The 22,106-nt window shown below is 63.9% G+C and carries 20 protein-coding genes, 5 tRNA genes and 1 pseudogene; 20 read left to right on the plus strand and 6 right to left on the minus strand.

What is annotated here, in order from left to right; genetic code table 11:
- Window positions 1-3: 3 nt before the first annotated feature.
- The 3 genes and pseudogenes from fdx to AWB80_RS35595 all read left to right on the plus strand — a co-directional run.
- Window positions 4-345 (plus strand): ISC system 2Fe-2S type ferredoxin, encoded by a 342-nt coding sequence (gene fdx / locus AWB80_RS35585; protein WP_061179332.1) that lies wholly within the window; start codon window positions 4-6, stop codon window positions 343-345.
- A gap of 14 nt (window positions 346-359) precedes the next feature.
- Complete coding sequence (iscX, locus tag AWB80_RS35590) at window positions 360-557, plus strand: Fe-S cluster assembly protein IscX (protein ID WP_061179333.1); 198 nt, start codon at window positions 360-362, stop codon at window positions 555-557.
- A gap of 305 nt (window positions 558-862) precedes the next feature.
- Window positions 863-1,681 (plus strand): annotated as a pseudogene (locus AWB80_RS35595) (c-type cytochrome); the annotation flags it as partial.
- Window positions 1,682-1,748: 67 nt separating this feature from the next.
- Here AWB80_RS35595 and AWB80_RS35600 read toward each other — a convergent pair.
- Window positions 1,749-2,681: a patatin-like phospholipase family protein gene (locus AWB80_RS35600; RefSeq protein WP_061179335.1), complete on the minus strand. Its 933-nt coding sequence runs from the start codon at window positions 2,679-2,681 to the stop codon at window positions 1,749-1,751.
- A 193-nt stretch (window positions 2,682-2,874) separates the two neighbouring features.
- Here AWB80_RS35600 and gltX point away from each other — a divergent pair, with 193 nt between their 5' ends.
- The 7 genes from gltX to AWB80_RS35635 all read left to right on the plus strand — a co-directional run bounded on the left by gltX (window position 2,875) and on the right by AWB80_RS35635 (window position 5,810).
- Window positions 2,875-4,284 carry a glutamate--tRNA ligase gene (gene gltX, locus AWB80_RS35605; protein WP_061179336.1) on the plus strand — a complete coding sequence of 470 codons (1,410 nt, stop codon included), beginning with the start codon at window positions 2,875-2,877 and terminating at the stop codon, window positions 4,282-4,284.
- 149 nt (window positions 4,285-4,433) lie between these two features.
- Window positions 4,434-4,509 (plus strand) — tRNA-Ala (locus tag AWB80_RS35610).
- A gap of 164 nt (window positions 4,510-4,673) precedes the next feature.
- A tRNA-Glu gene (locus AWB80_RS35615) sits at window positions 4,674-4,749 on the plus strand.
- Window positions 4,750-4,818: 69 nt separating this feature from the next.
- Window positions 4,819-4,895 (plus strand) — tRNA-Asp (locus AWB80_RS35620).
- A 72-nt stretch (window positions 4,896-4,967) separates the two neighbouring features.
- A tRNA-Glu gene (locus tag AWB80_RS35625) sits at window positions 4,968-5,043 on the plus strand.
- Window positions 5,044-5,114: 71 nt separating this feature from the next.
- A tRNA-Asp gene (locus AWB80_RS35630) sits at window positions 5,115-5,191 on the plus strand.
- 154 nt (window positions 5,192-5,345) lie between these two features.
- Window positions 5,346-5,810, plus strand: a complete 465-nt coding sequence (locus AWB80_RS35635; protein ID WP_061179337.1) for a GNAT family N-acetyltransferase — start codon at window positions 5,346-5,348, stop codon at window positions 5,808-5,810.
- Window positions 5,811-5,820: 10 nt separating this feature from the next.
- Here AWB80_RS35635 and AWB80_RS35640 read toward each other — a convergent pair whose 3' ends face one another.
- The gene (locus tag AWB80_RS35640; RefSeq protein ID WP_061179338.1) at window positions 5,821-6,663 is read right to left on the minus strand and encodes an AraC family transcriptional regulator; all 843 of its coding nucleotides are present in this window, start codon (window positions 6,661-6,663) and stop codon (window positions 5,821-5,823) included.
- A gap of 133 nt (window positions 6,664-6,796) precedes the next feature.
- On the opposite strand from AWB80_RS35640, the gene AWB80_RS35645 reads away from it, so the two are divergent.
- The gene (locus AWB80_RS35645; RefSeq protein WP_061179370.1) at window positions 6,797-7,213 is read left to right on the plus strand and encodes a gamma-glutamylcyclotransferase family protein; all 417 of its coding nucleotides are present in this window, start codon (window positions 6,797-6,799) and stop codon (window positions 7,211-7,213) included.
- A 97-nt stretch (window positions 7,214-7,310) separates the two neighbouring features.
- On the opposite strand, the gene AWB80_RS35650 is transcribed toward AWB80_RS35645, so the two are convergent.
- Both AWB80_RS35650 and AWB80_RS35655 read right to left on the minus strand, forming a co-directional pair.
- The gene (locus tag AWB80_RS35650; protein WP_061179339.1) at window positions 7,311-7,556 is read right to left on the minus strand and encodes a hypothetical protein; all 246 of its coding nucleotides are present in this window, start codon (window positions 7,554-7,556) and stop codon (window positions 7,311-7,313) included.
- Window positions 7,557-7,808: 252 nt separating this feature from the next.
- Window positions 7,809-8,444, minus strand: coding sequence for a YdcF family protein (locus AWB80_RS35655; protein ID WP_244206909.1), 636 nt, complete (start codon window positions 8,442-8,444; stop codon window positions 7,809-7,811).
- A 361-nt stretch (window positions 8,445-8,805) separates the two neighbouring features.
- Between AWB80_RS35655 and AWB80_RS35660 the strand changes: the two genes are divergently transcribed.
- Window positions 8,806-9,117, plus strand: coding sequence for a hypothetical protein (locus AWB80_RS35660; RefSeq protein ID WP_061179341.1), 312 nt, complete (start codon window positions 8,806-8,808; stop codon window positions 9,115-9,117).
- Window positions 9,118-9,361: 244 nt separating this feature from the next.
- Here AWB80_RS35660 and AWB80_RS35665 read toward each other — a convergent pair whose 3' ends face one another.
- Together AWB80_RS35665 and AWB80_RS35670 are read right to left on the minus strand one after the other, a co-directional pair.
- Window positions 9,362-9,619 carry a hypothetical protein gene (locus tag AWB80_RS35665; RefSeq protein ID WP_087131850.1) on the minus strand — a complete coding sequence of 86 codons (258 nt, stop codon included), beginning with the start codon at window positions 9,617-9,619 and terminating at the stop codon, window positions 9,362-9,364.
- Window positions 9,620-9,915: 296 nt separating this feature from the next.
- Window positions 9,916-10,317, minus strand: a complete 402-nt coding sequence (locus tag AWB80_RS35670) for a transposase (protein ID WP_008349224.1) — start codon at window positions 10,315-10,317, stop codon at window positions 9,916-9,918.
- A 427-nt stretch (window positions 10,318-10,744) separates the two neighbouring features.
- Here AWB80_RS35670 and AWB80_RS35675 point away from each other — a divergent pair, with 427 nt between their 5' ends.
- From AWB80_RS35675 to rbfA, 8 genes are all read left to right on the plus strand, one after another.
- A complete protein-coding gene (locus AWB80_RS35675) occupies window positions 10,745-11,647 on the plus strand; it encodes a LysR family transcriptional regulator (protein WP_061179371.1) in 903 nt (300 codons plus the stop codon).
- Between the two features lie 73 nt (window positions 11,648-11,720).
- The gene (locus AWB80_RS35680) at window positions 11,721-12,962 is read left to right on the plus strand and encodes a pyridoxal phosphate-dependent aminotransferase (protein WP_061179343.1); all 1,242 of its coding nucleotides are present in this window, start codon (window positions 11,721-11,723) and stop codon (window positions 12,960-12,962) included.
- Window positions 12,963-13,291: 329 nt separating this feature from the next.
- A complete protein-coding gene (gene scpB / locus AWB80_RS45635; protein WP_061179344.1) occupies window positions 13,292-14,221 on the plus strand; it encodes an SMC-Scp complex subunit ScpB in 930 nt (309 codons plus the stop codon).
- Between the two features lie 131 nt (window positions 14,222-14,352).
- A complete protein-coding gene (gene rluB / locus AWB80_RS35690) occupies window positions 14,353-16,242 on the plus strand; it encodes a 23S rRNA pseudouridine(2605) synthase RluB (RefSeq protein ID WP_061179345.1) in 1,890 nt (629 codons plus the stop codon).
- A gap of 375 nt (window positions 16,243-16,617) precedes the next feature.
- A complete protein-coding gene (rimP, locus tag AWB80_RS35695; RefSeq protein ID WP_061179346.1) occupies window positions 16,618-17,076 on the plus strand; it encodes a ribosome maturation factor RimP in 459 nt (152 codons plus the stop codon).
- Entirely contained in the window at window positions 17,073-18,548 is a 1,476-nt protein-coding gene (nusA, locus tag AWB80_RS35700; RefSeq protein ID WP_061179347.1) for a transcription termination factor NusA, read from the plus strand. The genes rimP and nusA overlap by 4 nt, the downstream gene beginning before the upstream one ends.
- 93 nt (window positions 18,549-18,641) lie before the next feature.
- On the plus strand, window positions 18,642-21,623 hold the full coding sequence (gene infB, locus AWB80_RS35705; protein WP_061179348.1) for a translation initiation factor IF-2: 2,982 nt from the start codon (window positions 18,642-18,644) through the stop codon (window positions 21,621-21,623).
- 95 nt (window positions 21,624-21,718) lie between these two features.
- Window positions 21,719-22,105 carry a 30S ribosome-binding factor RbfA gene (rbfA, locus tag AWB80_RS35710; protein WP_061179349.1) on the plus strand — a complete coding sequence of 129 codons (387 nt, stop codon included), beginning with the start codon at window positions 21,719-21,721 and terminating at the stop codon, window positions 22,103-22,105.
- Window position 22,106 lies beyond the last annotated feature (1 nt).

Genomic DNA, 22,106 nt, shown 5'->3' on the forward strand with positions numbered 1-22,106 from the left:
CCCATGCCTCAAATCGTTGTGCTGCCTCACGTGGAGCTTTGTCCGGATGGCGCGGTGATCGACGCCGACCTCGGCAAGAGCATCTGCGACAACCTGCTGGAACACGGCATCGAGATCGAGCACGCCTGCGAGAAATCGTGCGCGTGCACGACGTGCCACGTCATCATTCGCGAGGGCTTCAACGCGCTCGAACCGTCCGAAGAAGACGAGGACGATCTGCTCGACAAAGCGTGGGGTCTCGAACCGACATCGCGGTTATCATGTCAGGCAATGGTGCCTGCCGACGAGGATCTGGTAGTGGAGATCCCGCGGTACTCCATCAATCACGCCAAAGAAAATCACTGACAGGAGGCTCGCCCATGAAGTGGACAGATACTCAGGACATCGCGATGGCACTCACCGACGCGCATCAGGATATCGATCCCCAATATGTGCGTTTCACTGACCTGCATCGCTGGATCACGGAACTGGACGGTTTCGACGACGATCCACAAAAATCCAACGAGAAGATTCTGGAAGCGATCCAGGCAGCGTGGATCGAAGACGCGGATTATTGATCTCCGGTTCCAGCTTCGGCTCGGCAACGGCGGCTTCGCAAGAAGCCGCCGTTTTGTTTTCTGCGCGTCGCTCGTGTTGCTCCGTCATTTGCAATCTTGACGAAACTTGACGCCCCGAGCGTTGTTGCCGTCATGTCGCGCACTTAAAATCGCGGCCTCTGCCATTTGGCGGCAATCAATTCACACGCATCCATTCGCAGCGCGGTAGCCGCTCGGACATCGCGCGTCATCATTTTGCAATGCAAATCAATCTCGCGATCGCGACCGCGCGTTCGTGAGGCCACGTCGCGCGCGGACGGCCTTCGGGCGATCCCATCACGCCCGACGCAAAGCACGGGATCGGCACATGGAGCGCCGATGATTTCTACGCCGCGCTGCATGACGGCGTGACGCCGAAGCACAAGCTCTATCCCGCGATGCCGTACACGTCGTATCGGCAGATGTCGCGCGAGGACAGCGACGCGATCTACGCTTATTTGATGACGCAGAAGCCCGTGACGGCGCCGAGCGTCGAGGCCGATCTGCGATTCCCGTACAACGTGCGTTTTGCCGTGCGCCTGTGGGACATGCTGTTTTTGAAAGACACGCTTCCGGATGCATCGACGGGACAATCCGCCGACTGGACGCGCGGGCGCTATCTCGCCCACGCGCTCGGCCACTGCGCGGAATGCCACACGCCGCGGGGCGCGTTCGGCCAGATGCAGGACGCGAAGACCTTGCAGGGCGGCGATCTGGGCCGCATCGGCGCGCCGGACATCACGCCCGCCGCGCTCGCCGCGCGCGGCTGGACGGGCGCGGACCTTCAGGCGTCCTTCGCCACGGGCATCGCGAAGCAAGGCCTCGATTCATGCGCGGGCTGCCATGGCTTCGACGGTCAGGGCAAGCCGCACGTCGCGGTCGCGATGAATGGAAATTCGACCCTGCGCCAGAGCGATCCGCGCAACCTGATCGCGTAGATGCTCGACGGCATCGAGGCGCAGCGTTTCGCGGGCGTGGAGAGCATGCAGGCGATGCCCGGTTTCGCAGGCGTCTACAACGATGAACAGCTCGCGAACTACCTTCGCGCGACATGGGGCGGCCAGAGCGCCGATGTGACCGCCGAAAGGGTGAAGTCGCTGCGCTAGCGCACGACGGCGAAAAGCACGGGGCCGCGCAGAATTGCGTGGCCTCGTCGCATTTCGGGGGGAAAGCTCAGACCCGCGCGCCGCGTTCCGCCAATTGGCGTTGCAGCGTCGGCCACATTTTCGCCACCGCTTCCTCGCCCGCGAGAATCGATGCGTTGCGCTGGCTGAAATCGCCGCTGCTCATCGCGGCGAGGTTCGGGCGGATCACCGCGTCCGCGTATTTATCGAGTTCGTAGGCCTTGATCGTCTGGCCCATGATGGTGAACGTCTGCATCAGCACGTCGAAGGAACTCGACGTGAGGCCGCTCTCAGGCCGCGCGGAGATATCCACGGCGATCACGAAATCGGCGCCCATCTTGTGCGCGAACGCGGCCGGCACCGGACTCACGAGACCGCCGTCGACATACTCGCGCTCGCCGATCTTCACCGGCTCGAAAATCGACGGCACGCTGCACGACGCACGCACCGCGACGCCCGTGTTGCCGCGCTGAAAGAGGATCGGCTGGCCGCTTTTCAGATCCGTGGCGACGATACCGAGCGGCTTCGTCATCTTTTCGATCGGACGATTGTCGAGCGTCTTGTTCAGGTAGTTCTGCAGCGCGACGCCCTGCAAAATGCCGCGCGCGCGAAAGGGCATCGCCCAGTCGCTGATGGAGGCTTCGTCCATCGTCAGCGCGAGCTTGTTGATCGCGATGCCGTTCATCCCCGACGCGTATAGCGCCGCGATCACCGAGCCCGCGCTCGTGCCCGCCACCAGATCGACGCGCACGTTGCGCGCCTCCAGCGCCTTGATCACGCCGATGTGCGCGAAGCCGCGCGCGGCGCCGCCGCCGAGCGCGAGGCCGATGCGCATCGGCTGCTGCGGTTCGGTCTTCGTCGGCGGGACGGCAGCGGTTCCGCCCGAGACGCCGCCGCTCGTGGTCGTGCAGGCGGCAAGGACGGACGAAGCGGCCGCGAGCGAAAACGCGCGGCGCGAAAAACGGGGTGACGATGAATTCAAGGTGTGCTCCAGCGGTGCAGCGGGTCCCGCGCGCGCCGTCCATGCGGGCGTTGCGGGAGATCGGGAAAAGCGCGCACATCATAAAACAAAAGGCCTGCGGACCGACGCAAAGCGGGTGGCGAGTATAATTTCGTCTCATTTTGCGCGGGCCTGAAGCGCGAACGCGCGCCCGCCATCCATCGAGCAAACCGCAATGACCACCCAAGTCCGTACCCGCTTCGCACCGAGCCCGACCGGCTTCATCCATCTCGGCAACATCCGCTCCGCGCTCTATCCGTGGGCGTTCGCGCGCAAGATGAAGGGCACTTTCGTGCTGCGCATCGAGGACACGGATCTCGAACGCTCCACCGATGCATCGGTCGATGCGATCCTCGAAGGCATGGCGTGGCTCGGGCTCGATTTCGACGAAGGCCCGTTCTATCAGATGCAGCGCATGGAGCGGTATCGCGAAGTCGTCGCGCAGATGATGGAGAAGGGCCTCGCGTACCACTGCTATATGTCGACGGAAGAACTCGACGCGCTGCGCGAGCGCCAGCGCGCCGCGGGCGAGAAGCCGCGCTACGACGGCACGTGGCGTCCCGAGCCCGGCAAGGTGCTGCCGCCGGTGCCGGAAGGCGTGACGCCGGTCGTGCGTTTCCGTAACCCGCTGACGGGCGCGGTCGCGTGGGACGACGCGGTGAAAGGCCACATAGAAATCTCGAACGAGGAACTCGACGATCTCGTGATCGCGCGTCCCGACGGCACGCCGACCTATAACTTCTGCGTGGTCGTCGACGATCTCGACATGAAGATCACGCATGTCATTCGCGGCGACGATCACGTGAACAACACGCCGCGTCAGATCAACATCCTGCGCGCGCTCGGCGGCGAAGTGCCGGTCTACGCGCATTTGCCCACGGTGCTGAACGAGCAGGGCGAGAAGATGAGCAAGCGCCACGGCGCGATGAGCGTGACGGGCTATCGCGACAACGGCTATCTGCCGGAAGCGGTGGTGAACTATCTCGCGCGTCTGGGCTGGTCGCATGGCGACGCGGAGATTTTCTCGCGCGAACAGTTCGTCGAATGGTTCGATCTCGAGCATCTCGGCAAGTCGCCCGCGCAGTACGACCACGACAAGCTCAACTGGCTGAACGCCCACTACATCAAGGAAGCGGACAACGCGCGTCTCGCGGAGCTGACCAGGCCGTTCCTGGCGCAGGCGGGCATCGATGCCGCGGCCATCGACGGCGGCGCGCCGCTCGATCAGGCGATCGCGCTGCTGAAGGATCGCGCGTCGACGGTCAAGGAAATCGCCGATAACGCCGCGATGTTCTATCGCGAGCCCGCCATCGAGCCGGACGCCTTCGCGCAGCACGTCACCGACGCCGTGCGTCCGGCCATCGCGGAACTGCGTACGGCGCTCGCGGATATCGACTGGACCAAGGAAGCGATTTCGGCAGCGCTGAAAGCCACGCTCACCGCGCACAAGCTCAAGATGCCGCAACTCGCGATGCCTGTGCGCCTGCTGGTGGCGGGCACGACGCACACGCCGTCGATCGATGCCGTGCTGATGCTTTTCGGTCGCGAAACGGTGTTGAAACGTCTGGAAAGGGCGGCGGCCTGAACGCGCCGCGAAGGATGACGGGCCGAAAAGGGCGGCGCGTCATCCATTGCGCGTGATCGCGAGAAGCGAGGTAAAAAATTTCGCTTCAGTCGTCAGATGGTATTTACAACTTCAAAAACGCCCTATACAATCTCGTTTCTGTTCTGCAAGGGGGTATAGCTCAGCTGGGAGAGCGCTTGCATGGCATGCAAGAGGTCAGCGGTTCGATCCCGCTTACCTCCACCAAAGAACAGAATGAAGTATGCGAAGCAGTTTTCCAGATTAATGGAAGTCGCAAAAAATACTTCACAAGCAGCATGAAGTTGTATAGAATTTCGGTCTTCGCTGATATGCGGCAAGTAAATGAGCAGATCGGCGAGACAGTGGTAAAGACAGAATCACAAGTTTCTGTCCCCTTCGTCTAGAGGCCTAGGACATCACCCTTTCACGGTGAGTACAGGGGTTCGAATCCCCTAGGGGACGCCAGAACATCGGCGGCTGCTAGTAAAGCGCTGCAAGATTCGCAGGTGACACTGCGGGTCGATGAAGAGAAGTGGAGCGGTAGTTCAGTTGGTTAGAATACCGGCCTGTCACGCCGGGGGTCGCGGGTTCGAGCCCCGTCCGCTCCGCCAACACTTGCGCGCAGGAACACTCCGGCTAATGAGAGCCGGTTTTTTTTCGCCGCAGCGTGCGTAGAAGTTGAAGTCCCCTTCGTCTAGAGGCCTAGGACATCACCCTTTCACGGTGAGTACAGGGGTTCGAATCCCCTAGGGGACGCCAGAACATCGGCGGCTGCCAGTAAAAAGCGCTGCAAGATTCGTAGATGACACTGCGAATCGATGAAAAGAAGTGGAGCGGTAGTTCAGTTGGTTAGAATACCGGCCTGTCACGCCGGGGGTCGCGGGTTCGAGTCCCGTCCGCTCCGCCAAATCGTTGTTCGAAAAATCCAGCCCGACGGCTGGATTTTTTTTGTCCGCGTTTTGCCCGATCCGCTACGGGCCTGCCTCGGGGCCGTAATAATGGCCATTGCCAGTCCGCGCGCACTGTCTTAGTGTTTAGGCACTTGTTCTCGTGCCCGTGCGATGCTCGATCCGACCGAAGACCTCTCGCTCTTTCAACTGCGCCAGGCGACCATGGCCGACTTCGCCTTCGCCGAAGCGCTCACGCACGACAACATGGTCGGCTACTACCGGCGTCACAATCTCGTGTGGCGCGGCGATCTCTTCCTCTCCAGCTGGCGCGAATCCGAGAATTTCATCCTGCAGGCGGACGGCATGCCGATCGGCGTAATGCGCGTCACCGAGGAAGACAACTCGCTGCATATTCGCGACGTGCAGATTGCGCAGGGTTATCGCGGGCGCGGCGCGGGGACGTTTCTGCTCAACACCGCCCATCGCTGGGCGCGCTCGCGCGGGCTCGCCGAATGCCAGTTGCGAGTGTTCGTCGATAATCCGGCGGCGCGTCTCTACATCCGTCTGGGCTATCGGCCGGCCGGATCGCGTCTCGCGCAGCTCGGCGCCATCCGGCATATGGTGCGGCGCATGTAGGGGCAGTGCTTCAGGCGCCGTCGACATCGCGCGTGTCGCGATCGTCGTGGCCGTCACGCGCGAAAAATGCCCGCGGGCTTTCGCCGAACGCGCGACGGAACATCGCGGAAAACGCGCTCTGGCTTTGATAGCCCAGTTCTCGCGCGACTTGCGCGAGCGGGCGGCCCTGGCTCAGCAGCGGAATCGCGCGCGCGAGCACCGCTTGCTGGCGCCATTGCGAAAAACTCACACCAAGCTCGCGCCTGAAAAGCCGCGCGATGGTGCGCGTGCTCGCGCCGGCTTCCGAGGACCATCGTTCGAGATCGGAATGCGATGGATCGGCCAGCACGGCGTTGCACAGGGCGCGCAGACGCTTTTCGTTGGGCATCGGCACGGAAAGCGGCAGCGGCTGCGAGCGGATGATTTCGTCGAGCGCGAGCGTGCCCAGCAGCCGTTCGCGCTGACGGGAAATCGGTTCTTCGTCGAGCGCGGCGATGACTTCGCGCAGGAGCGGCGACACCTCGACGACACGGCACGCGCCGAGCCCGGCCGGCACCACGCTCGCATCGACATAAAGCGTGCGCAGATACGCGTCCTCGACGATCACCACTTCGTGCGTAACGTTGGGCGGCACCCAGATCGCGCGCGAGGGCGGCACCATCCAGGTTGAATCGACGGTCGCGACGCGCAGCACGCCGCGCGACGTGTAGGCGACCTGCGCCCACGGATGCGTGTGCAGCGCGATACGCACGCCGTAGGCAACCGGCCGCGATCGCACGCGAATCGGATGATCGAGGGTCGGCGAATGCTCGATGGGAATGTCGAGATGCTCGACTTCCTCACTCGACGATCTGGATTCGACAAACGTAGCCATATTGGTTGGGGTTGAAATGGGCTTCGAGCCACGCGCCGATGGTAGCCGAAAGCGCGTGCCGGAGCGCGCCACGATTTTTGCGCGGCGCATAATGCCGTCGTTCATCCTTACGACATCAGGAGCGCCTGTTTCGATGCAATACGTTTTTGTCTACGGCACGCTGCGCGCGGGCGAAGTCAACGATATCAACCGCGCCGCCGAGCGGCACGACATCGCGACACCCGAATGGCTCGGCGCCGCGCATGTTCAGGGGCGGCTTTTCGACTTCGGAACGTATCCGGGGCTGGTGATCGACGAGTCAGGTGCGCCGATTCGCGGCGATGTCTACCGGATCGAGGATGCGCTCGTGCCGGTGCTCGACGAGATCGAGGAGGTGTATCCCGGTGTGGAAGGCTTGTTCCGCTCACATCGCCTGCATGTGGAGGTCGATGTCGAGGGCAGAAAGGATCGGATCGATTGCCTGATCTATCCGGTTGCGGCTGCGGCCGTAACGGGTCGGCCGCGTATCGAAAGCGGCGACTGGGTGGCGCATCGGGCGGCGCGCGTGTGACGTTGCCACACGTTTGTCGATGAAAGTCCGCGCCGCGTTGGATCGATGCATCGACCCAACGCGGCGTAATGGCCCCGCGCCTTATTGGCGTCCGGACTTACTGGCTCGAGCCCGACGCCGACTTGCCATGCGATTTCTTGTGTTGCATCGACTTGTGCGCGGGCGCCTGCATGCGGGCGCTTTGCGCGTTGTCCTGCTGCGTTTGCAAGGTTTGCGCGCGCGATTCGATGTCAGCGATCTTCGCGGGATCGGTGCTCATCGTCACGCCCTGATCGCTCTGGGCGTACGCGCCCGATGCGACCGCGCTGAGGGACAACAGAACAGCCAGGGACACTTTCTTCATTGTTACCTCCTAGTAGTAGTTGAACCCGGAATTTGCCTGTCAGATCCAGTGGAATGACGGTCTGTCTGAGCAAAAATCGCTCCCGCTGCTGCGCGAGACGCCGAGCGCCGATCCTGCGCGCCTGACGATCAGACAAACCGAATGATAAGCCCGGAATCGGGCAGCGGTGTGTCGTGCGTCGATTTGAAGCCAGCACGTAGGGTGGGTTACTTCCGAGTGCTTACCATTGCGCTTTGTCAGGAAGACTCGCGTTCAATAGAGATGCAGCCAGCGATAGACGTTGAAACGCGCGAGTCCCACCAGTTCATGCATGGCGAGTTCACTGTTCGTGAAGCCCCGGATGCGCGGAAAGAACGTGACGCGGTTGCTGCGCACGTCGGACACGTAGGGCACGGGCGCGTAGCCGAAGGCCTCGAAGGCGCGCAATGAGCGCCGCATGTGATATGCGGATGTGACGACGATCAAACGGTTGTCATGTGCGGCACCCAGAATAGCGTTCACGTTGCGCGCGTTCTGGTAGGTATTGAGGCTCTGGTTCTCGCGCACGAGATCGCCCGGCGCGACGCCTTCAGCGAGCACGTAGGGAGCGTAATTATCGGCTTCCGCCTGACCGTGGCGCTGCGGATCGCCGCCGCTCAGAATCACCTTGCACGAAGCGCCGGTCTGTCGGCACTGCCGGTACAGCGTGCCCACGGCCGCGATGCGCCGTATCGCGTTGTGCTTCGGGACGAGTGCCGAACCGCTGCGATCGGTGCCACCGCCCATCATGACGATCGTCGTGTTCGGCGCGAACGCGGGCATGTCCGTCTGACGATAGCCGTGCTGGGCAAGATCGAGCAGGGGCGTCGCCAGCCAGCCCGCGCCGATGGCCCATGCGAGGGCCGCCACGACGATCGCGATCTGCGCGCGGCGGCGTCGCCATAGCGCAAATAATGCAAAAAAAAGCAGCAATAAAGTGAATAGAACCAATTTGATTGGGGTAACGTATTGGTTTAAGGGCAATTCGCTCCGTCATCGCGTACTTCGGAACGCATCGGCGGGTGTCGCAGTAAAGCGCGTGATCAGCGCGCTCTCAACGGGGGCTTGTAATAGAAAGCAGCACCTAACGCAAGCGGCGGCCAAACATTCGACTGTGATTCATTCAGTTGGCTTCGCAGACGGAATTCGGCGCGCCGCGTTTAGTCGACGTCGCGGACCGTCGTGCGACCGTCACGAGCGTCGTCATGGCTGCACAGGAAGAAAGAACGAGATGACCACGTATTCCAACGAAGTTGTACTCGAGGCACTTCGCCGAGCGCAGTATCGTCAGGTTCCCTGGGCGAAACGCCCCAACGTTTTCGATCTCTTGCGCGCGCTCGGCTTGCTCGAACTCGCACGGCAGCGCACCGTGGCGCCCGCGCCGGGATTTCATGCACCGGTCGACATCGCGGTGGTCACCGATCGCGGCAAGCATGAGTTTTCCCGGCTTTGCCGCGACGAGCGCTCCAGCGACTGGGATTTGCGCCGCGCGGAGCGTTATACGTTCGGTGGTCAGGAAGCGGTTCTGGAAGCGCGAGTCTAGGGGACTGCCGGGCACGTCCGGACGCGGTCGACAGTCGACGTTTGGGTCGAGGGCACATTGTCGTCGAACGAAAAAGGCTGACAGAAAGGCTGACAGATAGCCGCCAAAAAAATGCCCGTATCGCGAAGGACACGGGCAGACCGGATCTCACTGTTGCCACGCTGTTCATGGCATTGGATGTGACTAGCGCGCGCCGGAGTGGTTCCGTGCACGCACAAGATCGTTCGATATCGTCACGCAAACATCAATGGTGTTGCGAGCGCGACTCGCGCTCCGGATCAGGACGAGCGCGCACGTTACTCGCGATGTCTCCCCGGAGATCGCCACGCGGCGCGGGAGGAGAAGCATCGCGATTGCGGCCGGCGTTTTGCGACGCGGCCATCGAAGCCTTCGTGCTCACATGGAAATCGGAAGCCGAAGGCGGAGGTTGGGCCTGGCTCATCGCCGCAGTGCTCGTGAGGGCGATGAAAGCGCCGTGGACGAGCAGAGTCGATGCCTTCATGGTGGGAATCCTCGAAGCCTTCGTGAGGCTTGTTCGATTATTCACCAAGCTATGCTTCGAGCCGCCGGAGCGCTGTAAGGAATAGTAAAGAGTTGTTTCGCCGTAGGCCGTGTGCGGCTTGTCCGTGTTACGACGTAACATCGGCGGCTGCGCAGCAGATCATAGCGCGCAACGGCTCATAGCCCGAGGCGCTGATTTCGGCGAAGAGGAAGCTCGCGCAGGGCGTGGTCTGCGCGAGCGGGTGAATTGTCTCAGTGAAGCCAGCGAGCGCCGGCTCCCGGCGGGAACAAAGATACTCAGGCCATCTTGGCCGGCGCGCGCCACGATTCCGGGTTCGTCCAGAATGCGCCGCGCAGGCGATCGCGGCTCGGCGGCGCCGGCGGCTTCGCGGCGCTCGAACCGATACGTCCGCGCAACGACACTTCACGTCCGTTGCTGGAAAGGCGCTTCACGATCTCGGCCAGCGTGCCGTCCGCCTGCCATTCGTCGAAGCGACGGCGGCAGGTCGGCGGGGACGGATAGCGTCCGGGCAGCTTCGACCAGCCTTCGCCCGTCGACAGCACCCACAACACCGCGTTGACCACGGCTCGCGCCTCGACGCGCGGCCGTCCGCGCCGTTCGCTACGCGCCGGCTCGGAACAGAACAACGCCTCAACCAGCGCCCACTCGTTATCTCTCAAATCGTCGAACAGCACCATATCTCACCTCAGCGAAGCTAACCCCGGTGCGCTGCCCCGCGCCGCGCACTCTGGTCGGAATCCGATGAACGAATACCTGGGAAGGCCGGAGCGGTTGCGGCGGACGATGTTTCGATATAACCGCGTAATGACTCCGACCTCTGTGCGCAATGAAATGCGAGAACCGTGCCATGCATGTTGCGAAATCCGGGAAACCCGCATGGCAGTAGGCTGACGCGATGTCAGCATGGCCCGTATCAGACCCGAAACAGACTGATTAAGAAATCGGGACAATCACCAATCAAGTGCAATAGGCCCAGCAGACGTGCGTTTGCGCAATTTGCTGCACCGCAGCGAAACGTACGTTCGCGCATGAAATCACACCAATGACGGTCTATAATTCCGCATGAAACAGGGTCATTGATGAGCATTCGGAATGAGCGCGCCTTTGAACGTGACGTTGCGGCAGCTGCGCGTCTTCATCGAGGTATCGAGACTGCGCAGCTTCAGCCGCGCGGGCGATGAGATTGGTCTGACGCAATCGGCGGTCAGCCGCTGCGTCCGCGAACTGGAAGGCGAAATCGGCCTCAAGCTGATCGACCGGACCACGCGCGAAGTCCAGTTGACGGATGTCGGCGTGAATCTCGTCGGCACCGTGTCGCGCCTGCTGGCGGATCTCGACGAAGCGCTGCGCGAAGTCCGCGATCTCGGGCAGCAGCGCCGCGGGCGCGTGATCGTCGCGGCGAGCCCGACCGTTGCGTGCCGGTTGATGCCGCGTGTAATCGCGTCATGTCTGCGGCAGTTTCCTCTGATCAATCTGAGTCTGCGCGACGATGTCCAGTCCGATGTGCTGCGCAAGGTCAAGTCCGGCGAGGTCGACTTTGGTGTAGTGATCGGTCCGTTTTCGTCGGATGAGCTGCACGGCGAGCCCGTGATGACCGACTCCTTCTGTCTTGTCGTGCGGCGCGATCATCGACTCGGGCGTGAGGCCGCGGTGCAGTGGGAAGCACTCGCCGGCGAGCGGCTCGTGATGCTCGACTACGCATCCGGGAGCCGGCCGATCATAGACGCGGTGATGCAGGAGCATGGCGTCGAGGCGCATGTGGTGCAGGAGCTCGGCCACTCGGCGACGGTATTCGGGCTCGTCGAGGCGGGCGTCGGCGTGAGCGTGCTGCCGTGGCTCGCGCTGCCGCTGCCGGCGGATTCGTCGCTGGTCGCGTTGCCGCTCGTGCCGCGCGCCGAACGGACCGTGGAGCTGGTGCGGCGGCGCGACCGTTCGCTGTCGCCCGCGGCGGAATCGGTCTGGTCGCTGATCGCGTCGCTGCCCGCGCGTGCGGAAGACCTCGAATGACGCCGCAGCGCGTCCCGAAAGATACGGCGCGCGCGTTAGACTCTATTTTTAAGACAAGACGACGGGGCAGGCGATGAGCGAATCGGAAGGAGCGGTGGTCAGCGAACTGAGCCAGCTGGCAGGCGCGCACGGGTTCGGTGCGCCCAATGCGCGGGACGCCGTGCGGGCGCTGAGGCCGTCGCAGATCCGCGAGGTCGCGAACGCCGGCTTCGGCGTCGCGGACGTGCTGCCGTTCTGGTTCGGCGAATCGGATCGCGTGACACCCGAATTCATCCGCGACGCCGCGAGCCGCGCGCTCGCCGACGGCGCCACGTTCTACACGCACAACCTCGGCATCGCGCCGCTGCGCGAATCGCTCAGCCGCTACGTGAGCGCGCTGCACGGCCCGACCACGCCCGCGCACATCGCCGTGACGAGCGCCGGCGTGAATGCGCTGATGCTGGCGGCGCAACTCGTCGTCGGCGCGGGCGATCGCGTCGTCGCCGTGACGCCGCTGTGGCCGAACCTCGTCGAGATTCCGAAGATCCTCGGTGCGAGCGTCGATACCGTTGCGCTGGACTACGGCGCGCGCGGCTGGACGCTCGATCTGGATCGCCTGCTCGCGACGCTCACCCCGGGCACGCGGATGCTGATGATCAACTCGCCGAACAATCCGACCGGCTGGACGATGACCCGCGAGCAGCAGCGCACCGTACTGGAGCATTGCCGGCGTCACGGCATCTGGATCGTCGCCGACGAAGTCTACGAGCGTCTGTATTACGGAAATGGCGCGCCCGGGCAGGCGGCGCCGTCGTTTCTCGATCTCGCCGCACGCGACGAACGCGTGATCGCGGTGAACTCGTTCTCGAAGGCATGGCTCATGACGGGCTGGCGGCTCGGCTGGCTCGTCGCGCCGACGCAACTGATGGACGATCTCGGCAAGCTGGTGGAATACAACACGTCGTGCGCGCCGTCGTTCGTGCAGCAGGCGGGCGTCGTCGCGGTGGACGAGGGCGAGCGCTTCACCCAGGCGCTCGTCGCCGATCTGCGCGCGAGCCGCGATCATCTGGTCGCGGCCTTGCAGGCGGTCGAAGGCGTCGACGTGCGTGCGCCCGACGGCGCGATGTATCTGTTCTTTTCGCTGCCGGGCGCGCGGAGCAGCCTGGCGCTGTGCAAGTCGCTCGTGCGCGAGGCTGGCCTCGGGCTTGCGCCGGGCAGCGCGTTCGGACCGGAAGGCGAAGGGTTCGTGCGCTGGTGTTATGCGTGCGATCCCGTGCGGCTCGACGCGGGCGTCGAGCGGTTGCAGCGTTTCCTGGCGGCGCGCGGCGTCGCTTGAGCCGTGTGGGCGTCAAGTGAGTTCGAACGCAATGAAGCGTTCACCTTTACGCCCCGGTTGTTTTTGCGTAATATGGCGCTCAGTCACGCGCTTTCGCCTATGAAAGCGCCACCTCGTCCGGCTGGGATGGCCCGGCGATCGCTCACCGGTCGCCCGAATCTGCCTCTCCCCGGTGCGTGCTCCCAATCAATATGACCGATTACAATCGGGCGAGCGCGTCTTGAAACTCCGCGTCCAGTTTTATCGTTCGCACCATTTTGGTAGCGTTCGGTCGCGCGCAAGCTCGATTTGAATTGAATCATTGACCATACAGGGTTGACCCAAGCTGCATGAATACCCAAGAGGCGAAGATCGTCCTCGAGACTGCCTTGATTTGCGCGCAGGAACCGCTGAGGCTGAATGAATTGCGCAAGCTGTTCGCCGATGACATCTCGGCGGACACCGTTCGCACGTTGCTCGAAGCGCTCAAGACCGACTGGTCGGGCCGCGGCGTGGAACTGGTGACGCTCGCTTCGGGCTGGCGTTTTCAAAGCAAGCCCGCGATGCGGACCTATCTCGACCGGCTGCATCCGGAGAAGCCGCCCAAGTATTCGCGGGCCGTACTCGAAACGTTGGCGATCATTGCGTATCGTCAACCGGTGACGCGGGGCGATATCGAAGAGATTCGCGGCGTGACGGTCAACACGCAGGTCGTGAAGCAGCTGGAGGACCGTAGCTGGATCGAGGTGATCGGACATCGCGACGTGCCGGGCCGCCCGGCGCTGTACGCGACGACCAAGCAGTTCCTCGACGACCTCGGCCTGACCGCGCTCGACGAACTGCCGGCGCTGGACAATCCGTCGGCGCAATTCGAGGCGTCGCTGCTCGCGCAGCATTCGATCGACTTTCCCGATAGCGTCGCTGGCGACGCGAAAGCGCCGAACGCCGGGGAACACGATGCCGCAGCGCAGGTCAACGCCGATGCGGCGGTGGAACCGGCGCAAACCGAAGCATCCGGCAGCGATGAGAGCGCCGCCGGCGTGCCCGCGGAGCCAGAAGCAACAGAAGAACCGCAAGACAGACTCGGAACGGAACATGTGCACGCGCGCGATGAGCGCGTCGCATCGCCGTCCGGGATTCACGCGCAGCCGCTGAGCGCCGCGCACGAGACGCACGCCGCGCCCGTGCCGATGCCGCGTGAAGAGGAAGCAGCAGCGAGTCCATCGAACGACGCCGAACTGGACGACGACTCCGAAGAACCGACGGCGCGCCGCGCCTGACGCAAATTGCATGGCCCCTGATTTCGCAACCCGGCTCTCCATAAAGATCATTTCGAGACGACCAGCCGGAGCGATCAGCGGATTTTTAGACGCGCCCGCGACGGGCGCGCGATTCGACATTTGAGGTTGTTTTGACACACTCCCACGACAGCGATTCGCCTGAATCCGCGCGCCCCGTGCACGCCGCGGACGCACCTGAGTCGGCCGACGCCGGCGAACGCACGCGCACCGATCGCGCCGATGAAGGCGGCGAGGGCGACGACCGTCCGCGCCGCGGACTGCGCCGCGGGCCGCGCAGTCTGATCGCACGGCGTCGCGCTGTCGCGAAGACCAAGGGTGCCGAAGGCGCGCCGGCCGCCGTCGACGAGACGCCGCCCGATGGCGTCGTCGCCGCGCCGGTGCGCGCACCGCGCAAGGACCCGGCCGCGAGGCCGCGCAAGAGCGAAGGGGCGAATCCGCGCGGCCGCAAGAACGCGCGCGCCGCCGAGGCTGGCGAGATCCCCGTCGAAGCAACCGATGAAGCCGTGCCGCAAGCCGCCGCGCCCGCGCCGCGTGAAGGCGGCCGACGCAAGAGCCCGCAGCAGCCCAAGCGCGGCAAGCGCAACGACGCGGGCCCCGCGACGGTCGAGAGCGCGGCCGCTGCCGCCGTCGACGACGTCTTCGCCTACGTGACCTCGCCGGCCTTCGACGCCGACAACGGCTCGGGCGGCGTGCGCGCTCCGATGCTGCGACGCGGCCGCAACGCCCCGCAGCAGAAGCGCGTGCTGGAACCGGACGACGACGCACCGAAGCTGCACAAGGTGCTCGCCGACGCGGGCATGGGCTCGCGCCGCGACATGGAAGAACTGATCATCGCCGGGCGCGTCTCGGTGAACGGCGAGCCGGCCCACATCGGCCAGCGCATCATGCCGTCGGATCAGGTGCGCATCAACGGCAAGCCGCTCAAGCGCAAGCTCGCGAGCAAGCCGCCGCGCATCCTGCTCTATCACAAGCCGACGGGCGAGATCGTCAGCCACGCGGACCCGGAAGGCCGTCCGTCCGTGTTCGATAAACTGCCGTCGATGAAAACGGCCAAGTGGCTCGCGGTCGGGCGCCTCGACTTCAACACGGAAGGCCTGCTGCTGCTCACGACCTCGGGCGATCTGGCGAACCGCTTCATGCACCCGCGCTACAGCGTCGAGCGTGAATACGCGGTGCGCGTGGTCGGCCAGTTGTCGGAGGGGATGAAGCAGAAGCTCCTGAAGGGCGTCGAACTCGATGACGGTCCCGCCAACTTCCTGCGCATTCAGGACGGCGGCGGCGAAGGCACGAATCACTGGTATCACGTCGCGCTGGCCGAAGGTCGCAACCGCGAGGTGCGTCGCATGTTCGAGGCGGCCGGTCTGATGGTGAGCCGTCTGATCCGTACGCGTCACGGCCCGATCGCGCTGCCGCGAGGCCTGAAGCGTGGCCGCTGGGAAGAGCTCGAGGACAATCAGGTGCGCAGCCTGATGGAGTCGGTCGGTCTGAAGCTGCCGACGGCCGAGAAGGGCGCACGCAGTTCCGCGCCGCGTGTGCAACCCGACCCGATGCAGACGTCGATGGGCTTCATCACGCGCGAGCCGGTGCTGAGTTCGCACTCGCGCATGACGCAGCAGCAGACGCCGGGGGGACGTGGCGGGAGGCGCGGTCAGCCGGGCGGTGTGGCCGGCGGTTTCGGACTCGGCGGCACGGGTGGATTCGGCGGCAACGCGGGCGCCGGCAATGCCGGCGGCATGGGCCGCCGCGGCGGTCGCGAGGCGAACGGCAACCGCGTCGGCAACGAGCCGAACGGCAATCGTGCGAACGGCGCCCGTCCGGGTCCGCGCGGTCCTCGTCCGCAAGGCGCGCCGCAGGGCGTGGGCGGCGCGGGCAAGCGCGCCGCGGGCGGCGGCAACGCACCGCGCGGCAATCGCCAGGGCGGTGCACAGCAGGGCGCCGGGCAAGGCAAGGCTGGAGGCGGCGCCAACCGTGGCACGCGCAATCGCTCGCGCGGACGCTGATCGCGAGAAAAGCGCAGAGAAATGTAAAGACGTCGCGGGCGCGCGGGTGCGAGGCATCGGACCTGCTGCCGGCGACGAAAAACACGCGCTGCGCGCCTCGGGATAGCGCAATCGAAACGACGTGAAATCGGTCACAACGGACCCGAAAGCGCGTGGTACGTTTGCGTTTATCCTGAAAAATGGCTAAAATCATGAAGTCGCTGGGCACGTAGTTTTTTCTGCCCCAAGTGCGGCCTCGGTTGAAGAAGATGGGCGTTGCGCCCATTTTTTTTTGGCTTTTCGGTTCGGCATCTCGGGAGCAGGGGTGCGCGCCCGCATGAAGGCGCTCGCCCGCAGGTGTTTCGGCGTGGAGCGCGCGAACACCTTGGAGTTACTGTGCAACTGACGGAATTGATAGAAACCACGGTCTCGGGCCTGGGCTACGAGCTTGTCGATCTCGAGCGTTCGGGAGGCGGCATGCTGCGTATATATATCGACCAGCCGGCTGGTATCGCCATCGAAGACTGCGAGAAGGTCACACGTCAGCTCCAATACTTGCTCGAAGTCGAAAATATCGATTACGACCGGCTCGAAGTATCGTCGCCGGGACTCGATCGTCCGCTCAGGAAACTGGCGCATTTCGAGCGCTTCGCGGGGAGCGAAGTCTCCATCACGTTGAAAAAGCCGCTGGACGGGCGCAAGTCGTTCCGTGGCATCTTGCACGCGCCGGACGGCGAAAAGATCGGTTTGGAATTTGAAGGGAAGGACGGCGCCGCGATGCTCGATTTCACGCTCGCGGACCTCGATAAGGCACGTCTCGTTCCCAAGGTTGATTTTAGGAGCCGCAAACAATGAGTCGCGAAGTATTGATGCTGGCGGATGCGCTGGCACGCGAAAAGAACGTCAACAAGGACGTCGTGTACGCAGCGCTGGAAGCTGCGCTTGCTTCCGCAACGAAGAAGCTCTTCGAGGAAGACGTGGATATCCGCGTCGCCATCGACCGTGAGAGCGGCGAGCATGAAACCTTCCGACGCTGGCGTGTCGTGCCGGACGAGGCCGGCCTGCAAGAGCCGGATCAGGAAATCCTGTTGTTCGAAGCGAAGGAACAGAAGCCGGACGCCGAGGTGGACGACTTCATCGAGGAGCCGATTCCGTCGATCGAATTCGGCCGTATCGGCGCGCAGGCCGCCAAGCAGGTGATCCTGCAGAAGGTGCGCGACGCCGAGCGCGAGCAGATCCTGAACGACTTCCTCGAGCGCGGCGAAAAGATCATGACCGGCTCGGTGAAGCGCCTGGACAAGGGCAACTTCATCGTCGAATCGGGCCGCGTCGAGGCGCTGCTGCGCCGCGACCAGCTGATCCCGAAGGAAAACCTGCGCGTGGGCGACCGCGTGCGCGCGTATATCGCGAAGGTCGACCGCACCGCGCGCGGCCCGCAGATCGAACTCTCGCGCACCGCGCCCGAGTTCCTGATGAAGCTGTTCGAGCTGGAAGTGCCGGAAATCGAACAAGGTCTGCTGGAAATCAAGGCAGCCGCGCGCGATCCCGGCGTGCGTGCGAAAATCGGTGTGATTGCCTACGACAAGCGCATCGACCCGATCGGCACGTGCGTCGGCATCCGCGGCTCGCGCGTGCAGGCCGTGCGCAACGAGCTCGGTGGCGAGAACGTCGACATCGTGCTATGGTCGGAAGACCCCGCGCAGTTCGTGATCGGCGCCCTCGCGCCGGCAGCCGTCCAGTCGATCGTCGTCGATGAAGAAAAGCATGCGATGGACGTCGTCGTGGACGAAAACGAACTCGCCGTCGCCATCGGCCGTGCCGGCCAGAACGTGAGGCTCGCCTCCGAACTCACCGGCTGGCAGATCAACATCATGACGCCGGACGAGTCTGCGCTAAAGCAAAACGAAGAGCGCGGCAAGTTGCGCGAACTGTTCATGGCGCGTCTGGATGTCGACGAGGAAGTCGCCGACATCCTGATCGACGAAGGCTTCACGAGCCTCGAAGAAATCGCCTACGTGCCGCTCAACGAAATGCTCGAAATCGAAGCCTTCGACGAAGACACCGTGCACGAGCTGCGTAACCGCTCGCGCGACGCGCTGCTCACGATGGCGATCGCAAACGAAGAGAAAGTGGAAGGCGTCGCGCTCGATCTGAAGAGCCTCGACGGCATGGACAACGAGCTGCTGGCCAAGCTCGCGGAGCACCAGATTCAGACCCGCGACGACCTCGCGGAGCTGGCAGTCGATGAAGTGGTCGAAATGACCGGTATGGAAGAGGATGCCGCTAAGGCGTTGATCATGAAAGCACGTGAACACTGGTTCCAGTGAGAAATGACCATGGCGCACTGATATTTGGCGGCCTGTCTGGCCGCGTGACCCCGATCTAACCGCAAGGATCTGTCCTTGCATCAAGAGGAATGAATGGCGAGTAACAACGTAGCCCAATTTGCCGCGGAACTCAAAATGCCTGCGGGCGTCCTGCTCGAGCAGTTGCAGGCGGCTGGCGTCCAGAAAGCGAGCGCGAATGACGACCTGTCTGAAACGGACAAGGCGCGTCTGCTCGATCATTTGCGCAAGTCGCACGGTTCCGCCGACGCCGACAAGCGCAAGATCACTTTGACCCGCCGGCATACGTCGGAAATCAAGCAATCTGACGCAACGGGTAAGGCTCGCACCATTCAGGTCGAGGTGCGCAAAAAGCGTGTGTTCGTGAAGCGCGACGAAGCCGGTGTGGAACAGGCCGAAGCGGCGCCGAATCACGTCGAAGAGCCGGAAGTCGACGAGGCCGAACTGCAGCGCCGCGAGGAAGAAGCGCGTCATGCCGCCGAACAGCTCGAGCGCGAAGAGCGCGAGCTGAAGGAGCGTCAGGCGCGTCTCGAAGCCGAGGAAGCCGAGCGCCGTTCGCGCGAGGAGGCGGCCGAAGCCGAACGTCGCAAGCAGGAAGAAGAAGCGGCGCGCCGTGCGGCGGCCCAGGCCCAGGCGGCGGAAATCTCGCGTGCGGCACAGGCCGCGCGACAGGAAGTGCGCGCCCAGGTCACTGCGGAAGCCAAGCAGGACACGAAGCAGAACGACGACGCGCGGCGCGAAGCCGCCGAAAAGGCAGCGGAAGAAAAAGCTGCGAGCGAGCGTGCAGCGCAACGCGAAGCCGCCAAAAAGGCGGAGGAAGACGCGCGAGCGGCGACCGAAAAGGCACGCCTCGAACAGGAAGCCATCGCGAAGCGCCGTGCGGCCGCCGAGGCCGAAGCACGCGCGATCCGCGAAATGATGAACACGCCGCGCAAGGCGCAGGTGAAGGCGCCGGAACCGGCGCCCGCACCGAAGCCGGCGGAAGCGGCGAAGGCCGCGGAAGCGAAGGGCACGCTGCACAAGCCCGCGAAGCCGGAAGGCGCGCAGGCGGCACGTCCCGCAGCGAAGAAGCCGGCTGCAGGCGCGGCTGCGCCCGCATCGACGGCTCCGGCTGGCGCCGGCGACAAGAAGAAGGCCGGCGGCAAGGGCGGCTGGCAGCAGGACGACGCATCGAAGCGGCGCGGCATCAAGACGCGCGGCGACAGCAGCGGCGGTGTCGATCGCGGCTGGCGCGGCGGCCCGAAGGGTCGTGGCAAGCATCAGGAACAGACCACGTTCCAGGCGCCGACCGAACCGATCATCCGTGAAGTGCACGTGCCGGAAACCATTTCGGTGGCGGACCTCGCGCACAAGATGTCGGTGAAGGCTTCGGAAGTCATCAAGGTGATGATGAAGCTCGGCCAGATGGTCACGATCAACCAGGTGCTGGACCAGGAAACGGCGATGATCGTCGTCGAGGAACTCGGCCATCGCGCGGTCGCGGCGAAGCTGGACGATCCGGAAGCGCTGCTCGTCGAAGGCGAAGCCACCGAGGACACGGCGGAGAAGCTGCCGCGTCCGCCGGTCGTCACCGTCATGGGTCACGTCGACCACGGCAAGACCTCGCTGCTGGATTACATCCGTCGCGCGAAAGTGGCAGCGGGCGAAGCGGGCGGCATCACGCAGCATATCGGCGCGTATCACGTCGAAACGCCGCGCGGCGTCATCACCTTCCTCGATACGCCGGGTCACGAAGCCTTTACGGCCATGCGTGCGCGCGGTGCGAAAGCAACCGACATCGTCATTCTGGTCGTTGCGGCCGATGACGGCGTGATGCCGCAGACGAAGGAAGCGATCGCCCACGCGAAGGCGGGTGGCGTGCCGATCGTCGTCGCGATCAACAAGATTGACAAGCCGGATGCCAATCCGGACCGCGTCAAGCAGGAACTCGTCGCGGAAGGCGTGGTGCCGGAAGAGTACGGCGGCGATTCGCCGTTCCTCGAAGTGTCGGCGAAGACAGGCAAGGGCATCGACGATCTGCTGGAAAACGTGTCGCTGCAGGCTGAAGTGATGGAACTGACCGCACCGGTCGACGCCGGCGCCAAGGGCCTCGTGATCGAAGCCAAGCTCGACAAGGGCAAGGGCCCGGTCGCGACCATTCTGGTGCAGTCGGGCACGCTGAACCGCGGCGACGTGGTTCTCGCGGGCAGCGCCTACGGCCGCGTTCGCGCGATGCTGGACGAAACCGGCAAGCCGACCAAGTCGGCGGGTCCGTCGATCCCGGTGGAAATCCAGGGTCTGTCGGAAGTGCCGGCGGCGGGCGAGGAAGTGATCGTGCTGCCGGACGAGCGCAAGGCGCGCGAAATCGCGCTGTTCCGTCAGGGCAAGTTCCGCGACGTCAAGCTGGCCAAGCAGCAGGCCGCGAAGCTCGAAAACATGCTCGAGCAGATGGGCGAAGGCGAAGTGCAGAACCTGCCGCTCATCGTCAAGGCGGACGTGCAGGGCTCGCAGGAAGCGCTCGTGCAATCGCTGCAGAAGCTTTCGACCAACGAAGTGCGCGTGCAGATCGTGCACAGCGCGGTCGGCGCGATCAGCGAGTCGGACGTCAACCTGGCGACGGCGTCGAAGGCGGTCATCATCGGCTTCAACACGCGTGCGGATGCGCAAGCCCGCAAGCTGGCCGAGTCGAACGGCATCGACATCCGCTACTACAACATCATCTACGACGCCGTGGATGAGGTGAAGGCGGCGATGTCCGGCATGCTCGCGCCGGAGAAACGCGAAACGGTGACGGGCATGGTGGAGGTGCGTCAGGTGATTCGCGTGCCGAAGGTCGGTCTCATCGCGGGTTGTATGGTGACGGACGGCGTGGTCAAGCGTTCCTCGTCGGTGCGCGTGATCCGCAACAACGTCGTGATCCATACGGGCGAGCTGGATTCGCTCAAGCGCTTCAAGGACGACGTCAAGGAAGTGCGTCAGGGCTTCGAGTGCGGTATGTCGGTCAAGAACTTCAGCGACATCGTGGAAGGCGATCAGTTCGAAGTCTTCGAAGTGACGGAAGTGGCTCGCACGCTGTAATGCGCTAGCCGCTGATAAAAGGGCGGGGTGAGCCTGGCGGCTCGCTCCGCCCTTTTTGTATCGGGCGGCGGAAAAAGAAATACGGAAACGACATCATGGCTAAAAGACGGACATCCGCGAACCGCAACGTGCAGATCGCGGATCAGATTCAACGCGACCTTTCGGAACTCATGCGCGAGGTCAAGGACCCGCGCGTGGGTCTCGTGACGATTCAGAGCGTCGAGCTGACGCCCGACTACGCGCACGCGAAGGTGTATTTCACGACGCTCACCGGCGATCCGAAGCAGACCGAGCAAGGTCTGAATCACGCGGCGGGGCATCTGCACAATATGCTGTTCAAGCGCCTGCACATCCACACGGTCCCGACGCTGCATTTCCACTACGACCAGACGATCGAGAAGGCCGTCGAGATGTCGCGCCTGATCGACGAAGCGAACGCGTCGCGCGCGAAGGATGCGGACGACGACAAGGAAGGCGCCTGAG

The sequence above is a fragment of the Caballeronia pedi genome (assembly GCF_001544915.2).
GTDB lineage: Bacteria > Pseudomonadota > Gammaproteobacteria > Burkholderiales > Burkholderiaceae > Caballeronia > Caballeronia pedi.

Coding starts and splice junctions, on each gene's coding strand:
- fdx (WP_061179332.1), top strand. CDS start 4: ATGCCTCAAATCGTTGTGCTGCCTCACGTGGAGCTTTGTCCGGATGGC.
- iscX (WP_061179333.1), top strand. CDS start 360: ATGAAGTGGACAGATACTCAGGACATCGCGATGGCACTCACCGACGCG.
- gltX (WP_061179336.1), top strand. CDS start 2,875: ATGACCACCCAAGTCCGTACCCGCTTCGCACCGAGCCCGACCGGCTTC.
- AWB80_RS35635 (WP_061179337.1), top strand. CDS start 5,346: ATGCTCGATCCGACCGAAGACCTCTCGCTCTTTCAACTGCGCCAGGCG.
- AWB80_RS35640 (WP_061179338.1), bottom strand. CDS start 6,663: ATGGCTACGTTTGTCGAATCCAGATCGTCGAGTGAGGAAGTCGAGCAT.
- AWB80_RS35645 (WP_061179370.1), top strand. CDS start 6,797: ATGCAATACGTTTTTGTCTACGGCACGCTGCGCGCGGGCGAAGTCAAC.
- AWB80_RS35650 (WP_061179339.1), bottom strand. CDS start 7,556: ATGAAGAAAGTGTCCCTGGCTGTTCTGTTGTCCCTCAGCGCGGTCGCA.
- AWB80_RS35660 (WP_061179341.1), top strand. CDS start 8,806: ATGACCACGTATTCCAACGAAGTTGTACTCGAGGCACTTCGCCGAGCG.
- AWB80_RS35665 (WP_087131850.1), bottom strand. CDS start 9,619: ATGAAGGCATCGACTCTGCTCGTCCACGGCGCTTTCATCGCCCTCACG.
- AWB80_RS35670 (WP_008349224.1), bottom strand. CDS start 10,317: ATGGTGCTGTTCGACGATTTGAGAGATAACGAGTGGGCGCTGGTTGAG.
- AWB80_RS35680 (WP_061179343.1), top strand. CDS start 11,721: ATGAGCGAATCGGAAGGAGCGGTGGTCAGCGAACTGAGCCAGCTGGCA.
- scpB (WP_061179344.1), top strand. CDS start 13,292: ATGAATACCCAAGAGGCGAAGATCGTCCTCGAGACTGCCTTGATTTGC.
- nusA (WP_061179347.1), top strand. CDS start 17,073: ATGAGTCGCGAAGTATTGATGCTGGCGGATGCGCTGGCACGCGAAAAG.
- infB (WP_061179348.1), top strand. CDS start 18,642: ATGGCGAGTAACAACGTAGCCCAATTTGCCGCGGAACTCAAAATGCCT.
- rbfA (WP_061179349.1), top strand. CDS start 21,719: ATGGCTAAAAGACGGACATCCGCGAACCGCAACGTGCAGATCGCGGAT.